Source organism: Aquabacterium sp., assembly GCF_041909175.1.
In the GTDB taxonomy this organism is placed as follows: Bacteria; Pseudomonadota; Gammaproteobacteria; order Burkholderiales; family Burkholderiaceae_C; genus Aquabacterium.
In genome coordinates this window covers 155,432-170,781 of sequence record NZ_JAYRDZ010000009.1, presented here as the reverse complement: position 1 = coordinate 170,781, position 15,350 = coordinate 155,432, and the positions used below count along the sequence as shown (strand labels likewise).

The following is a 15,350-nucleotide window of genomic DNA, read 5'->3' as shown; positions in this document are numbered from 1 at the left end:
ATCAGGTAGGACAGGTTGACTTCGCGGATTTCGGAGAGGATCTGGTCGGCGTTCATGGCGGGGCTCCTGAATCAAGTCGTTGTGGCGTTGTCGATGGATTCATTGTGCAAACACCGGCCAGATTTCTTGATAGGCAACCGTCTGTAAGAAAGGTCGGCTGCCGGCTACAAGTTGTGTAGGAAGTTGTCTGACAAAGCATTTTTGGGTGGGCAAAAAGGGGGGCATGGCACAGCCTAAAAACAGGGCGGAGAACGCCGTTCTTTTCATCGCAAGCGTCAGATATGCACGCCCATGGCGACACGCTTTCCGCTAGATTCCACCCATCAACAAGGGCAACCGGTTCGAAAGGGCCGAGACGCAAAGCCACGGAGCTACAGACTGTGTTGCCGCACAGTCCATGCTGGCCGGGCCGCCTCGGCAGCCATGCCGGGTACGAGGGGCTTTCCCCTTTTGGCGTCGTTGCCCGATACAACCTGAATTCGGGAAGCCATGCGCCACACGTCCACCCATGTTCTGCTTGCTTCGCTGCTCGGGGCCAGCTTGCTCGGAATCGCCTCGCCTGGCGCAGCTGCGAGCAGCCCGGCTGTGTCCATGAGCAACGAAGGGGTGCGGTTTGCTGCCCCCATGGCCCTGGACCAGGCCCGTTTGATGGCGATGAAGCCCGGCGACGTGGTCGAGGTGCCTTTCCCGGTGATCGGTACCCGCAAGGTGGTGTTCGAAGGCATCGTGCAAGGCGCCGATGGGGTGCGTTACTGGCAGGGCAGCCTGGCGGGCAGCCCCCTGGACCGTGTCGTGCTCAAGCAGCAGGGCAAGGGGTTTGTCGGCATGATCCGCTACGGCAAGACCCAGTTGGCATTCCGTGCGCAGGACCACAAACTGGTGCCGGCGTCGGTCGCCTCCCTCGCACCCACTTCAGGCCGGGTCTACAGCCTGGTGCCGACCACGGGTGCCAAGTCAGGCTACACCGCCATCCAGATGAACACGGCCGCGCTGGCTCAGACGCCGGTGGGCGGCGAGCTGTCCTTGCCCTTGCCGAACGGGCAGACCGAGGTGGCCATCGTCACGCAGTCAGGGGTGGACGAGGACGGTTTCTACCAGGTTCAGGCGGTGAGCCGCTTGAATGGTCGGGCCTATCCGTCGGTTCTGACCGTGAGTACCGAAGCTGTTTTCGGGACGGTCGTGACCCCTGAGGGCGAGTACCAGATCATCACCCGTGACGGCAAGACACAGGTGTTTGACGCCAGGAGCGCAGGGCTGAGCGAGCCGCGTGGCCAGGACCATGTGCCGGTTTCCGCTGCAGCCCTGCTGAGCAAGACCACGACGGTGGCGGCGGCCACCAGCACCACGGGCACCACCACCAGCTCGCTGACACCATTGGCAGCCGGAACCGTCGACACCACGATCACGCTGCTCATGACCTACAGCAGCAGTTTTGTGACGCTGTGGGGCACCGAAACCACCGCGCGTACCCGCTTGTCGAACCTGGTTCAGGTGGCCAACAGCGCCTACAGCAACAGCGGCACCGGTGTGCAGTTCAAGGTGGTCGGCTGGAAATTGCTGGGGCAGGCGGACACCACCCCACAAAACAACCTCACACAAATGTATGGCGCCAAAGGCGTCTTCAGTGTGATTCCAACGTTGAAGAAGAGCACGGGTGCGGCGATTGCGGTTTTCTATGCGCCGTTCAACACGGCCACGTCCAGCACGTCGACCTGTGGCGTGGCCTACGTGCCGGCCTCTGGCTCCGGGGGGCTGTCGGTGTACGCCAAACAGGTTGCGTCGCTGGGGCTGGCGGCGCTCAATGATGGGCAGATGGCCAACGGCTACTACTGCTCGCCACTGAGCTTCCCGCATGAGCTCGGCCACACGCTGGGGGCCATGCATGACGTGGCCAACTCCAGCACAACGGGCGTCTTCTCCTACAGCTTCGGCAAGGGCATCTCGGGCCAGTTTGGCACGGTGATGTCCTATATCTCGCCTCGTGTGGCCTTGTTCTCGTCGCCGCAGCTCACCTGCACCAGCAGCGGCACGGCCTGCGGGTCTTCGACTGAAAACGTGGTGGCGACGGTCCTGCAGACCAAGAGCTACATGGCGGCCACGGGCAACACGGCGGCCGCGTCGGTGGCGTCCAGCAGTGCGGTGAGCGCGTCTGGGTGGATCCTCAACAGCAATGGCACGGCTTTCACCGGTTCAGCCACCGTCAAGGCGCAGACCTCAGGGGTCACCTGCACCTTCGGCAAGACGGGTTTGTATGTTTGCACGGTGCCCGCCAGCACGGCCTCGGTGTCGGTTCAACCCACGGTGACCAACAAGGTGATCACACCGACCGTGGGCACCTTCAGCATGAGCACCCTGTCGAGCACCCCGGTGATCGGCACCACCTTCTACGTCAAGTCAAAGTAAGTACTCGCTTTCTGTGCTCTGCCCGCCAGTGTGCCTCCGCTGGCGGGCATCTTTTTGTCTGTTTGATGACGGCCGATAGGTAAATCTAATCATAAGTATTTGATCAATCAATTCGCCAAATGGCTTTACCTGGCCTAAGATTCATCCCGTCAACCAACCCAAACAGGAAAAAGTCATGAGCCTGATCAACACCCAAGTGCAACCGTTCAAGACCCAAGCTTTCGTCAACCGCGGCGGCAAGGGCGAGTTCATCGAAGTCACTGAAGAAAGCCTGAAGGGCAAGTGGTCCGTGCTGATCTTCATGCCGGCCGCCTTCACCTTCAACTGCCCGACCGAAATCGAAGACGCTGCCAACAACTACGAAGAATTCCAGAAGGCTGGTGCCGAGGTCTACATCGCGACCACCGACACCCACTTCTCGCACAAGGTGTGGCACGAAACTTCCGACGCTGTCGGCAAGGCCAAGTTCCCCCTGATCGGCGACCCGACCCACGTGCTGACCAACGCTTTCGGCGTGCACATCCCTGAAGAAGGCCTGGCTCTGCGCGGCACCTTCATCATCAACCCCGAAGGCACCATCAAGACGATGGAAGTGCACTCGAACGAAATCGCCCGTGACGTGTCGGAAACCCTGCGCAAGCTGAAGGCTGCCCAGTACACCGCCGCTCACCCCGGTGAAGTCTGCCCCGCCAAGTGGAAGGAAGGCGCCAAGACCCTGACGCCGTCCCTGGACCTGGTCGGCAAGATCTAAGCCCACCCCCACTGTTGTTTGACCTGTGTTGAGGACAGCCCTCACCACACTGTTGACACGCTCTACCGAGCAGGCCCACAAGGCCTGCCGGTGGATGACTCTGGCCGCCTCGGCGCATTGACATACAAGAGGAGGCCGGTTCCCGAAGTCGCTTACTGCAATAACTCATAAAGGATGCCCACCATGCTCGACGACACCCTCAAGGCCCAACTTGGCGCTTACCTGGAGCGCGTGCAACACCCTTTCGAGATCGAGGCATCCCTGAGTGACTCCGAGAACTCGCGCGAGATGCTCGAGTTGCTGCAGACCATCCAGGGTCTGCGCGCCGACAAGATCACCCTGAAGACCGACGGCAACGATGCCCGCAAGCCGTCGTTCACGCTGCGCCGTGCCGGTGCTGCCACCTCCCTGCGCTTCGCAGGCTTGCCGCTGGGCCACGAGTTCACCTCGCTGGTGCTGGCCCTGCTGTGGACCGGCGGCCATCCGCCCAAGGTCGAACCGGAAACGCTCGACAACATCCAGGCGCTCGATGGCGACTTCGATTTCGAGGTCTACATGTCCCTGAGCTGCCACAACTGCCCGGATGTGGTGCAGGCCCTCTCGCTGATGGCCATCTACAACCCGAAGATCAAGACCACGGTCATCGAAGGCGGCGCCTTCCAGGAAGAAGTGGAAAAGCGCGAGATCATGGCTGTGCCGATGGTCTTCCTCAATGGCCAGGTGTTCGCTTCGGGCCGCATGTCGGTTGAAGAGATCGTGGCCAAGCTCGACACCAATTCGGCAGCCCGTGAAGCCGCCAAGCTGGATGCCAAGGACGTCTACGACGTGCTGATCGTCGGCGGTGGCCCGGCCGGCGCTGCAGCGGGTGTGTATGCAGCCCGCAAGGGCATCCGCACGGGCATTGCCGCCGAGCGTTTCGGCGGTCAGGTGAACGACACCCTGGCCATCGAGAACTACATCTCGGTGCCTGAAACCACCGGCCCGAAGCTGGCCGCCGCACTGGAAGAGCACGCCAAGGCCTACGAGGTCGACATCATGAACATGCAGCGTGCAGCTCAGCTGATCCCGGCCGAGCAGCCCGGCGGCCTGATTCAGGTGAAGATGGAAAACGGCGGCACGCTCAAGGCCAAGACCGTGATCCTGTCGACCGGCGCCCGGTGGCGCAACGTGAATGTGCCCGGCGAAGCCGAGTACAAGAACAAGGGCGTGGCCTACTGTCCGCACTGTGATGGCCCCTTGTTCAAGGGCAAGCGCACCGCGGTGATCGGCGGCGGCAACTCGGGTGTCGAGGCTGCGATCGACCTGGCCGGCATCGTCGAGCATGTCTCGCTCATCGAGTTCTCCGACCAGCTCAAGGCGGATGCCGTGCTGGTGACCAAGCTGCGCAGCCTGCCCAACGTCACCATCCACACCAACGCGCAGACCACCGAGATCACGGGTGCCGATGGCAAGGTCAATGGCCTGAAGTACAAGGACCGTGCGACCGGTGAGGAACACCTGGTGCCGCTGGAGGGGGTGTTTGTGCAGATCGGCCTGGTGCCCAATACGGAGTTCTTGCGTGGCACGGTCGAGCTGAGCAAGTTCGGCGAGATCATCATCGATGCCAAGGGCCACACCAATGTACCGGGTGTGTTTGCTGCGGGTGACTGCACCACGGTGCCGTACAAGCAGATCATCATCGCCGCAGGCGCTGGCGCCACGGCTGCATTGAGCGCGTTCGATCACCTGATCCGCCACAACTGATCTGATGGTGGAAACCCGGGAAGGCGCGCATTAGTTCGCGCAGTCTTCCGGGATATCAGGACAAAGCCTCATCCAGTCTTGATCCGGTGCTGCCGACAATGGTGTCACCGGATCGTTTCATAGGAGAGGCGCATGGCTCGCTTCCTGGTAGTGACATTCTGGCGAGATGTCCTGCAGATCTTCCTCGCAGGGCTGGTGGGCTTGACCATGCCGTGGGCGGCCTACAGCCAGACCGCGCGTCCGGCCTACACCGTCGCCGTGGTGCCGCAGTTTCAGGCTGTTGAAATCCAGCGTGTATGGGCCCCCATCCTGGCGAAGGCAGGCGACATCGCCGGGGTCACTCTGACCCTGCAGCCGGCGAAAGACATCCCGACGTTTGAAGATGAGGTGATGGCGGGCCGCCCCGACTTCGCCTATATGAACCCGTACCACGCGGTGATGGCGAAGAAGGCGGCAGGCTACGCGCCCCTGGTGCGCGACAGCAAGTTGCTCACGGGCATCCTGGTGGTGCGCCAGGACGATCCGATCCAGTCGGTCAGGCAGCTCGAAGGCAAGGCAGTGGCTTTTCCGGCGCCCAATGCCTTTGGTGCTTCCCTGTTGATCCGCGCTCAGCTGGCTGAAGTCGACAAGGTGCACATCCAGCCGATGTACGCCAAGACCCACACCAATGCCTACCGACAGACCATCCTGGGGATGACGGCGGCATCAGGGGGCGTGCGCGCCACGCTGGAGAAAGAGTCGGACGAGGTGCGGGCCACATTGCGTGTGCTGATGGAAACGCCCGGTGCCCCACCCCACCCCTTGTGTGTGCACCCGCGTGTGCCTGTGAAGGTGCAGCGCGCGGTCACGGCGGCGCTGTTGCAACTGGCCGGTGACGCCAGCTTGCAGCCGCTGTTCAAGGACATCCCGATGTCGCAGCCGGTGAAAGCAGACTACCGGCGCGATTACCAGCCGCTTGAAAAACTCCAGCTCGAACGCTACGTCGAACAATGACTTGGTCAGACCGGCTCGGCCAGCTCTGGCCACAGCGACTGCATCACCAGCTGGTGCTGATGATGTCGGGCCTGCTGTTGGTCGCCCTGGGTTTGCTGGGCGGCTACACCGCCCATGAGCAGACCGAGGTCACCCGGCGTGCGGCAGAAAGCCAGGCCGCCACGCTGGCGCGCCATGTGGCGATTGGCAGCGTGAACCTCATCCTCACCGGCAGCCTTGATGGGCTGGAGGAACTGGTGCGCCATTCGGCTGACTTCGACGAGCTCGATGACCTGCGGGTCTACACCCGCGACGGCCAGACCCTCAGCCACGTGCGCAAAGGCAGGGGGCGGGCGCCCCAGGTTGTGTATGACACGCCCACCGAGCGTGCGGTGGTGCCGGGTGACACGGGACAGGCCAGCCTGATCAGCACGGCGGACGGCCGGCATCTGATTGCCTGGCATCCGGTCCGTGTCGACAAGCTGATTGCCTGGGTACGGGTGGATTACGACGCCTCTGCCCTGGTGGAGACAAGCCACCGCATCTGGCGCAACACGCTGGTGGTGTCGATTCTGGCTGTGTCCTTTTGCGCCACCTTGTTGGCGCTGTACCTGCGCCGGCCCATGGGGGCACTGGAGCACGCACGCCGCTTTGCCTTTGATCTGATCGAACACCAGGGTCAGCAGATGCCGGCTGAGGCCGGGCCGGCCGAGATCCGTGACCTGCGGGATGCGCTGAACCAGGCCTCCATGATGCTGCGGCAACAGATGCTGCTGCTGGAAGACAGCATGAGCCAGATGCTCCAGCACGAGGCCCAGTTGTCGGAGCAGAACGACCAGCTGGGTGCCATTTTCGCGATGAGCCCGGATGGGCTGGTCACCTTCAACCGGCAGGGCCAGGTGCAGTTTGCCAACCAGGCCTTTTTGTTGCTGAGCGGTCTGATGCCGGAGACGGTCATCGGGGCCACTGAAGCCGAGCTGGAAAGCGCCTTGCGGCAACGGCAGCTGGATGAGGACGAGGCACTGGTGTTGGCCACCTGCTTTGGCGAGCCGGGCGGCGCGGGCCCGCTGGTGCGCACAATCAAGCTCAAGGGTACGCGCTTGCGGGTGCTCACGGTGACAGGGCAGCAAAGCGAGTCGGGTACGGTCAGCAAGGTGCTGTACGTGTGCGATGTGACCCAGCAGTACACGCTGGATCAGATGAAGTCGGAGTTCCTCTCCATGGCCGCACACGAGCTGCGCACCCCCATGGTCAGCATCTTCGGCTTCACCGAACTGATGCTCAAGCGCGAGATGAGCCTCGAGCAGCGTCAGGACCTGCTGGGGCGGGTGTACCGCCACAGCCAGTCCATGGTGTCCATCCTCAATGAGCTGCTGGACCTGGCGCGCATCGAATCGCGCCGAGGGCAGGACTTCAAGATTGAATCGATCGACCTGGGCGAGCTGGTGCGGCAGGTTGTGGGCGACTTCAAGCCGCCAGAAGGGCGCGACGCGCCGGAGCTGGCCGTGCCGGATGAAGTCATGTCGGTGATGGTGGACCGCAGCAAGATGCAACAGGCTTTGCTCAATGTGCTGTCCAACGCCTACAAATACTCGCCGGATGGCGGGCCGGTGCGTGTACGTCTGTGCAGCGAGCCCGGGGTGGGCGATGGCGCCAGGGTGCGCTTCGCCTTGCAGGTGTCGGACGAGGGCATGGGCCTGTCGCCGGAGCACCTGGACCGGCTGCGGGCGGGCGAGCGCTTCTTCCGGGCAGACAAGTCGGGCAACATCCCGGGTACGGGCCTGGGGGTCAGCATCGTCAAGGAATTGCTGGAGCTGATGGGTGGGGGCATGGCGATCGACAGCACCCTGGGCCAGGGAACGACCGTGACCTTGTGGTTGTGAGCCTGGGGAAACCGGGGGTGTCGGGCCGGCTGAAGCTGCCTAAGATCGTTCACCATGAAGTGGACTGATCGCATCCGGGTCATCGAGCGTGGCTGGCTGTCTTCCAACAACGTCATGCTGTTCGACGACGACGGCGTGTCGGTGGTGGATACCGGCTATGTCACACATGGTGAGACGACGCTGCGCCTGATCGACGAGGCGCGTGCAGGCCGCCCCTTGAGGCGGGTCATCAACACGCACATCCACTCCGACCACGCAGGGGGCAATGCCCTGCTCAAAAGCCACCATGATTGCCAGATCTGGATCCCGCCGGGAGACAGCACGCTGGTTGACCGCTGGGATGAGGCGGCCCTGAGCTACCAGCGCACCGGTCAGCAATGCCCCCGGTTTGCTTACGATGCGCTCATCCACCCTGGTGAGACCTTGCTGTTGGGCGGCGAGGACTGGCTGGTGCTGCCGGCGGGCGGGCACGACCATGCCATGGTGATGCTGTGGTGCGAGCGACTCGGTGTGCTGATGTCGGCTGATGCGCTCTGGCAAAAGAGCTTTGGCGTCATCTTTCCCGAGCTGGCCGGCGTGCCCGGCTTCGAAGCGCAGCGCGCTACCCTGGCCTGCATCGCCGAGCTGTCACCTCAGGTGGTCATACCCGGACATGGCGCGCCTTTCACGGAAGTGGAGGCGGCCCTGCAGGCTGCTCGCTCACGCATCGATTGGCTGATGGCCGAGCCGCGTCGCAACAGCGACAACGCGCTCAAGGTCTTGCTGGCCTTCAAGCTGCTGGAGGCGCGCCAGATGGGGCGTGCCGACGTGACGGCTTTGCTGCAAGCCTGTTTTCAGGGCAACCCGACCCTGCGTTCGCATTACCCCGATGACCCGGAGGGGGTGGCCGTGGCCCTGATGGCACAGCTGGTGCGCAGTGGTGCGGCGCAGGCCGATGGCGAGGCCATCCGGGCACCCGCTTGAGCGGTGTGCCCGGCGTGAGCCGAAGCCGATCAGAACTTCTTCGCGACGCTGACGATCAACCCCATCCTGTCGATCTGCTTGATGTCGCCGCTGCTGTTGAGCGTCTTGGCGTAATAGCGGTCGCGCATGATGCCGCCCACCACATCGGCTTCAAACTCGAAGCCCCAGCGGTTGTGGATGACGCCGAACTTGTAGTCCAGCGTGTTCAGGAAAGAGAAGTTCTGCACCGCGGTGTAGCCCAGGTGGGTCAGGATCTTGGTATCGCTGCGGACCGGGATGCGGGCCTCCACCTGCAGCAACTGTGAGCCGCGGCTGTTGTGATAGCCGCGGCCGTAGCATTCGACGGCCTTTGAATAGGTGACGTCGCCTTCGGCCTCGGCCGTCATGGCGGCACTGCCGCAGACCACGGCCGTGTTGTTGCCGCGGAAGTCCTTGCTGGCCACGAGCAGGTAGCGGGCCTCGATGATGCCGTAGCCGAATTCGAAGACCCCGAAGGTGGTGTCAAACCGGGTGTTGACCGTGTCGGTCGGGTCGACAAAGGGGTTGCGGGGGGCATCGTTCACCTTGGCGCCGGGAAACATTTCCTGGGCCAGGCCGACGCCGAAGTGCCAGCCGCTCGGGTTGCCCCAGCGGTAACCCACGGCAGCGACCGCGGTGGCTCCGCCATCCGGAAAGCTTTCCTTGGCCACGTTGCCGAGCTGCAGGTACGCGATCAGGCCGCTTTCATGCGCATAGTTGAAGGTCAGTTCGGCGCCGGGGCCAATGTAGGTGTCCGACAGGCCATTGGTGCGGCGGTCGCTCAGCACCTTGGCTTCGATGTCGAGTGCATAGGAGGCCATCTCGGGTTCCGGGGGTTGTTCGGCTGCATGGGCCGGAGCCCAGACGGTCAGCGAGGCCAGGGTGGCTGCGGCGGCAATCAGGCGGGGACGGTTCATGAAAGGCTCCTGGTGATATGGGTCTTGTCGAACGAAAGCATCAGCGGGCCTTGCAGCCCGCGGGCACACTGGCCACCTTGGTCATCTCTTCGGTTTCTCCGAGGATCTCGACGCCGATGAAGGCCCGCAGCATCAGGCTGTCCTTCTCGGTGCGCAGGCTGGCCTTGTAGTACTTCTTGGTGCGCGGGTCGTAGGCCCAGCCATCGCGCCATGCTTCGCCGTCGAAGCGCTTGAGCTTGGCGATGGTGGTGCCGCAGGCGTCAGCCGGTGTGCCGGCATCCTTGTCCCAGACGATGACGCCGCACAGGCTGCCGGCGGCATCCGGGCAGTCCTTGAACTCGATGACGGCGGCCTTGTCGCCACTGAGCCAGAAGCCCTTGGCCGTGTCGCCCTGGCTGGCGTGGGCATGCAGCCCGAGGGTGGCCAGGATGGTCACGCAGGCCAGGCGCATGAGGGGAAGCGAAGGGGTGTGACGAGACATGGGACAGCTCCTGATCTGGGGCCTGTGTTCAGGCCATGGCGGGGAAGACGGGCCAGCGGGCGACGAGTCGCCCCTGTTCGAACACGGCGATGTCGCCGAACTGCTGCAGGACCGCCTCGCTCTGGGTCGGGCGGAAGAACACGAAGTCATCCGGGTGGAGACCCTGGCGCCCTGATCCCAGCAGGATCTGCTGGTTGGACGAATGGCCGATCAGGCCACTCAGGGCCAGGCCTTCCGGGGCCACCGGTGTGGCCAGCCAGTTGCCGCCATAGGTGAACAGCGAGGTGCGCTGGTTGGGGTCCCAACTGCCGAGCAGCTGACTGGCCCATTCGGCGCCGTAGGGGGCGGTGAAGTGGTCCGATACCTTGAGCGCCGGCGTGGCAATGAACACGGCGGGCTGCATGGCGGAGAGCAGGTCGGTGTCGAAGTCCGAGGGCTTGACCATGGCCGACCCGACAGCCACCTCGTTGGCCGCTCCGCGCCCGTCGTGCAGGCGGAAGGTGGGTGAGCCGGCGGTGTTCAGGGTGAGCGGGGTGACCTGGCGCGGCATGGCGACCGCTTTCATGGTGTCCGCACAGTGCTGGTAGACCGCCAGGGCATGGGCCCGGCTGCGTGCGCGGTTGCCGGCGATGTCGGGGATCTTCTCGGTGTGTGCGTCATAGCCCATCAGCCCGCTCCACTGCAGCAGCGGGTCGCTGGCGAGGGTGCGGGCCATGGCCTGCAGCGTGTCCTGGCTGTGGACGCCACCGCGGTGCAGGCCGACATCGATCTCGATGTTGACCCGCATCGGCACCTGCAGGCTGTGCGCCAGTTGCCGGTATTGCGCCAGCCGCTCGGGCGTGTCGATCAGCCATTGCAACTGCCGGCTGGGGTCGAAACCGGACGGCCGGTGTTCGCGGTAGAAAGTGGCCGCTGCAGCCACCGGCATGGGCTTGCCCATCAGGATGTCCAGCCCGGGGCGCTCGCGTGCAGCGAGTTGCAGGTAGGGCAGGCTGAAGACCATTTGCCGCTGCGTGCCGCAGAGACGACCCAGCTCGTCGAGCAGGCTCAGACAGGGCAGCGACTTGTTGACCAGACGCAGCGCGAGCTTGCCCCGGGTATGGTCCAGCACCTGTTCGGCGTTGGCCCGCACGCGGTCGAGGTCGAGCACCAGGGTTGGGGTGCCGATGCCCTGGGCTTTCAGGGCCCGGTTGAGTTGTGCAAAGTAAGGCTGATAGGGGGCACCGTGGTCCGACGGGCGCAACAGGGTGCCCGCGGCCACGGTGGCCAGGCCGGCGCCAACGAGGAAGGTTCTGCGCTGCATCGCCATGATCAGGCCTTCACGAAGAGTTTGCGCAGGTGCGTGTTGAGCATGCGGCCTTGCGGGTCGAACTGCTGGCGCACCCGCTGGAAGTCCGCCCAGCGTGGGTACATGCTCGACAGCTCGGCTGCGCCCATCAGGTGCAACTTGCCCCAGTGGGGGCGCCCCTGGCGCGCACGGAACAGCGGGTTGATCTCGTCCAGCAGGTACTGGTAGGGCTCATCGGCCGAGGCGTGCACGGCGATCGAGCAGGTTTCGCGCTGGTAGAAAGGGCTGAGCCAGGCGTCATCGGCCTTGATGAAGCGGAACTCCATCGGGAAATAGACCTCGTTGCGCCGCTCGATGGTGCGGATCACCTCGCGCAGGCAGGCGATGCCCTGCTCGCGCGGCAGGTGCCATTCCGACTCGTTGAATTTCATGGGCCGCACGGTCGACAGCAGCTTCCAGGAACGCTGGCGCGCCACCTCGACGGTATTGGGGTCGATGAGCTTTTGGGCCACCCATTGACGCAAGGCCGGGAAGCGCCCCAGCCAGTCGCGCAGGTGTCGCAGATCCGCCAGGGTCGAGTCGTCCAGCGCCGGGGGCACGACGAAGTCGCTGCCATCGTAGAGGTCGTGCGTGATGCCCACGCCATAGCCCGTGAAGGGCAGGTAGTACATCTCGAAGTTGCGATGCTGGCGGGCCAGTTCGGGCGCCTTCTCCAGCAGCGCATCGATGGGCTGTACCCACACCCGCTTGGCCAGGTTGTAGGCGGGCAGCACGCGCATCGTCACCTGCGAGATGACCCCCAGGCTGCCAAGCGACACGCGGGCAGCGGCCAGCAGGTCGCGATCTTTCTCCGTGATGCTGACGACCTCCCCGCCCGGTTTGACGATGCGCAGGCCGACCACATCGGCGTGGATGGGCGGCAGGGTGATGCCGGTGCCATGGGTGGCGGTGGAGATGGCGCCAGCAATGGTCTGCACATCGATATCGGGCAGGTTGCGCAGGCCCAGCCCGAGTTTGTCCAGTTCGCGTGACAGCACACCCAGCCGGGTGCCGCCGTGGACCGTGGCGGTCATCGCGGCCTTGTCGACGGCGATGACACCCGAGAGACGGTCCAGCGAGACGATGGCGCCAGAGGTCGGCACCAGCGCGGTGAACGAGTGGCCTGAGCCGACCGCGCGGATCTCGCCCTGCGTGGTGCGCATCAGTTGCACCAGTTCGGCCTCATTGGCGGGGGTCGGCAAGGCCGCTGGCGTGGCCTGCTGCACCCCCGACCAGTTGTGCCAGCGCAAGCCGCTGGCTGTGGTGGCCGGGTTGCTGCCTTGAGATTGGGCCGCTGGTGCAAACAGGCCCAAGGCCTGGCCGACGGCCAGGGCGGAGCCACTTTGCAGCAGGTGTCGGCGGGTGAGGTCAGTGCGCATGGGTTTGGCTCATGAACTGGATGAGGGCACGCAGGTCGTCATCGGTGCAGTCACTGCACAGACCTTTGGCGGGCATGCCGTTGAAGCCCTCGCGAGCGTGGGTCAGCAAGGTGTCCATGCCCTGGTCTAGGCGCTTGCGCCAGGCGGCCTGGAAGCCGGCCAGCGGCGCGGCACTGCGCACGCCGTGACAGGTCACGCAGGAGCGGTCGTAGATGCTGGCCAGCCGGGTGTCGGCGGGGCGCAGCTGCTCCGCCCGCTGCAGATCTGCAGCAGCGGGCTCGGCCGGCTGATCCTGGCAGGCGGCCAGCAGCAGCACCATGAAACAGGATGCAATCCGCGGCAGGAAGGAGGCACTAGACATCTGGTAACTTGGATACTGAAAAAAACAGTGTTATCATAATATTCTGCGCATCCACGCGGGTTTATTCAGATAAACCCCAGCACATGCAACGCGCATCCTGTGTCAAAAAATGGGGTGCACCGAGGAGATCCGTTCGTGACTTTGACTGCCCGAGAGGCGCGCAAGCAACGCGAAGCTGAACAACGTCGCAAGGCCATCATCAAGATCGTGCGCAAGCTGATCCGCAAAGGCGGCATGGGCGAAATCTCCCTGCGCAAGGTGGCCGAGATGGCCGGCTACTCGACCACGGTGGTCTATTCGCTCTTCGACGACAAGGCCATGCTGATCACGCAGGCCATGGACGAAGACCTGCTGGAACTCACCCGCATCCTGGGTGAGGCGGCGCAAAGCCAGAGCGAGCCGCTGGCCCGCATCCGCACCGTAGCGCGTGCCTATGTCGATTTCGGCCTGAGCCATCCTGACGAATACGAGTTCGTCTTCATGCAGCGCCGGCCACACGCCAGCACCGATCAGGCCCGTGTCGAACACGGCAACCCCGGAGAGGACCCCTACGCTTTTGCGCGGGCGCTGTTTCTGGACCTGGCTCAGACCGGTGCCGTGTCATCGCGGCAAGACGACCTCGAGTTGATGACCCAGATCTTCTGGGAGGGGCTGCATGGTCTGACATCGCGCCACCTTGTGATGGGCCACGACGATGCCTGGTTCCCGGAGACCCCGATGGATCGCCACATCGAGTTGATGCTCGATGTGTTGCTGACCGGCGTGCTGACCCATTTCAAGCCCCGTACGTGAACGCCTGACCTGCCTCTTTTTGGGGCAGATTTCCTGGCACATGTTATGCATACACCAGCATTGCAGGTAGATCGGTGTGCGCGGGGTCACCCCCGCTGTCAGACGTCTACTGAGGGGCACTAGGGTTCCGGCTGGCTTGCCAGTGTCTGGTCCGAGAGTGAACCGGCCTCGTTCGCGAGGCTCCACGGAGGGATAAAAGCCCGGGAGAGCGACGACCATCGTCTCTTCCTGCGCCTATTCACCACCAGCTGGAGTTCGTGTATGAGCCGTTTTCGCCCCGTGTTCCGTCTGAACCCTGCCGCTCGCTCTGCAGCCGGCGCCTCGCCTTCTCTTTCGCCATCAGCCGGTCGCCGCGGTGTCGTGCGGCAGGCGGGGCGCCTGCTTGTTCTCGGTGCAGCCCTGGCCATGGGCAGCTTGTCTGCCAATGTCGCCACGGCAGCCACCACCAGTGTCAAGATCGGCACGGTCGTGTGGATCGGCTATGCGCCCTTCTATGTGGCCGAAGCCCTGGACCTCTTCAAAAAGTACAACCTGAAGGTCAGCCTGCAGGTCTTCAGTGACCCCGCCCTGATTCCGACCGCGATCGAAAGCGGTGCGCTCGATGGCGGCATGCTGACCTATGACCAGGTGATCGGTCGTGATGCCCTGGGCAAGAGCCTCAAGGTGGTGATGCCCATCGACTACTCGAACGGTGGCGATGCGATCCTGGCCACCAAGGCCATCACCAAGGTGAGCGACTTCAAGGGCAAGAAGGTGGGCTACAACCCGCTGTCGCCTTCCGACTTCCTGCTGGCCTACGCCCTGAAAAAGCACGGCCTGAGCGACAAGGACATCTCTTCTGTGAGCCTCACGCCGGAAGCCGTGCCGGCTGCGATGGCATCGGGCCAAATGCCCATTGGCGTGACCTACGAGCCAAGCGTGTCGCAGATCCTCAGCCAAGGCGGCGGCAAGAAATTCCATGTGGTCTTTTCTTCGAAGGATGCCCCGGGCTTGATCGCCGACGTGCTGGTCTATGACGACAAGGTCATCAAGGCCAAGCCGGACCAGATCAAGGGCGTGATCCAGGGCTATCTGGATGGCATGGCCTATATCAAGGCCAAGCCCGATGAGGCCGCTGCCATCGTCGGCAAGGTCATGGGCATCAGTGCCAAGGAAGTCAAGGAGCAGATGAGCGGCGTCTACAACATCCCGCTGGCGGAGATGGGCAAGGCCTTCGAAAAAGGCAAGGACACCACCTCCTACTACGTGAGTGGCGACATCATCAGCACCCTGCTGAAGGCCAAGGGCCAGATCAGCACCGTGCCGCCGACCGAAGCCACCGTTGCGCCGCAATTCGTCAAGGCTCTGAGCGGGAAGTAAG

Annotated in this window: 13 protein-coding genes and 2 riboswitches; of the genes, 8 read left to right on the top strand and 5 right to left on the bottom strand. The window is 63.7% G+C overall.

The features are described from left to right. Nucleotides 1-321: 321 nt before the first annotated feature. A riboswitch (cyclic di-GMP riboswitch) is annotated at nt 322-417 on the top strand. A 72-nt stretch (nt 418-489) separates the two neighbouring features. From ACE3PH_RS13825 to ACE3PH_RS13800, 6 genes are all read left to right on the top strand, one after another. Beyond that, nucleotides 490-2,403 (top strand): reprolysin-like metallopeptidase, encoded by a 1,914-nt coding sequence (locus tag ACE3PH_RS13825; RefSeq protein WP_374320031.1) that lies wholly within the window; start codon nt 490-492, stop codon nt 2,401-2,403. Between the two features lie 175 nt (nt 2,404-2,578). Then, a complete protein-coding gene (gene ahpC / locus ACE3PH_RS13820) occupies nt 2,579-3,154 on the top strand; it encodes an alkyl hydroperoxide reductase subunit C (RefSeq protein ID WP_374320028.1) in 576 nt (191 codons plus the stop codon). A gap of 183 nt (nt 3,155-3,337) precedes the next feature. After that, nucleotides 3,338-4,897, top strand: a complete 1,560-nt coding sequence (gene ahpF / locus ACE3PH_RS13815) for an alkyl hydroperoxide reductase subunit F (RefSeq protein ID WP_374320026.1) — start codon at nt 3,338-3,340, stop codon at nt 4,895-4,897. Between the two features lie 132 nt (nt 4,898-5,029). Beyond that, the gene (locus ACE3PH_RS13810; RefSeq protein WP_374320023.1) at nt 5,030-5,890 is read left to right on the top strand and encodes a phosphate/phosphite/phosphonate ABC transporter substrate-binding protein; all 861 of its coding nucleotides are present in this window, start codon (nt 5,030-5,032) and stop codon (nt 5,888-5,890) included. Next, nucleotides 5,887-7,752 carry a sensor histidine kinase gene (locus ACE3PH_RS13805; protein WP_374320021.1) on the top strand — a complete coding sequence of 622 codons (1,866 nt, stop codon included), beginning with the start codon at nt 5,887-5,889 and terminating at the stop codon, nt 7,750-7,752. The genes ACE3PH_RS13810 and ACE3PH_RS13805 overlap by 4 nt, the downstream gene beginning before the upstream one ends. A 54-nt stretch (nt 7,753-7,806) precedes the next feature. Beyond that, nucleotides 7,807-8,715 carry an MBL fold metallo-hydrolase gene (locus tag ACE3PH_RS13800; protein ID WP_374320018.1) on the top strand — a complete coding sequence of 303 codons (909 nt, stop codon included), beginning with the start codon at nt 7,807-7,809 and terminating at the stop codon, nt 8,713-8,715. A 29-nt stretch (nt 8,716-8,744) separates the two neighbouring features. Here ACE3PH_RS13800 and ACE3PH_RS13795 read toward each other — a convergent pair whose 3' ends face one another. The 5 genes from ACE3PH_RS13795 to ACE3PH_RS13775 are packed head-to-tail and all read right to left on the bottom strand — an operon-like array spanning nt 8,745 to nt 13,198. Further along, nucleotides 8,745-9,650, bottom strand: a complete 906-nt coding sequence (locus ACE3PH_RS13795) for a hypothetical protein (RefSeq protein ID WP_374320016.1) — start codon at nt 9,648-9,650, stop codon at nt 8,745-8,747. Between the two features lie 40 nt (nt 9,651-9,690). Continuing rightward, a complete protein-coding gene (locus ACE3PH_RS13790; RefSeq protein WP_374320014.1) occupies nt 9,691-10,131 on the bottom strand; it encodes a DUF2147 domain-containing protein in 441 nt (146 codons plus the stop codon). 28 nt (nt 10,132-10,159) lie between these two features. Beyond that, entirely contained in the window at nt 10,160-11,440 is a 1,281-nt protein-coding gene (locus ACE3PH_RS13785) for a DSD1 family PLP-dependent enzyme (RefSeq protein ID WP_374320012.1), read from the bottom strand. A gap of 2 nt (nt 11,441-11,442) precedes the next feature. Continuing rightward, nucleotides 11,443-12,837 carry a D-arabinono-1,4-lactone oxidase gene (locus tag ACE3PH_RS13780; RefSeq protein WP_374320010.1) on the bottom strand — a complete coding sequence of 465 codons (1,395 nt, stop codon included), beginning with the start codon at nt 12,835-12,837 and terminating at the stop codon, nt 11,443-11,445. After that, nucleotides 12,827-13,198, bottom strand: coding sequence for a cytochrome c5 family protein (locus ACE3PH_RS13775; RefSeq protein WP_374320009.1), 372 nt, complete (start codon nt 13,196-13,198; stop codon nt 12,827-12,829). The genes ACE3PH_RS13780 and ACE3PH_RS13775 overlap by 11 nt, the downstream gene beginning before the upstream one ends. A 135-nt stretch (nt 13,199-13,333) precedes the next feature. Here ACE3PH_RS13775 and ACE3PH_RS13770 point away from each other — a divergent pair, with 135 nt between their 5' ends. Further along, nucleotides 13,334-13,990: a TetR/AcrR family transcriptional regulator gene (locus ACE3PH_RS13770; protein WP_374320005.1), complete on the top strand. Its 657-nt coding sequence runs from the start codon at nt 13,334-13,336 to the stop codon at nt 13,988-13,990. A 108-nt stretch (nt 13,991-14,098) separates the two neighbouring features. Beyond that, nucleotides 14,099-14,199: riboswitch (guanidine-I (ykkC/yxkD leader) on the top strand. Nucleotides 14,200-14,251: 52 nt separating this feature from the next. Then, the gene (locus ACE3PH_RS13765) at nt 14,252-15,349 is read left to right on the top strand and encodes an ABC transporter substrate-binding protein (RefSeq protein WP_374320002.1); all 1,098 of its coding nucleotides are present in this window, start codon (nt 14,252-14,254) and stop codon (nt 15,347-15,349) included. Nucleotide 15,350: the final 1 nt, after the last annotated feature.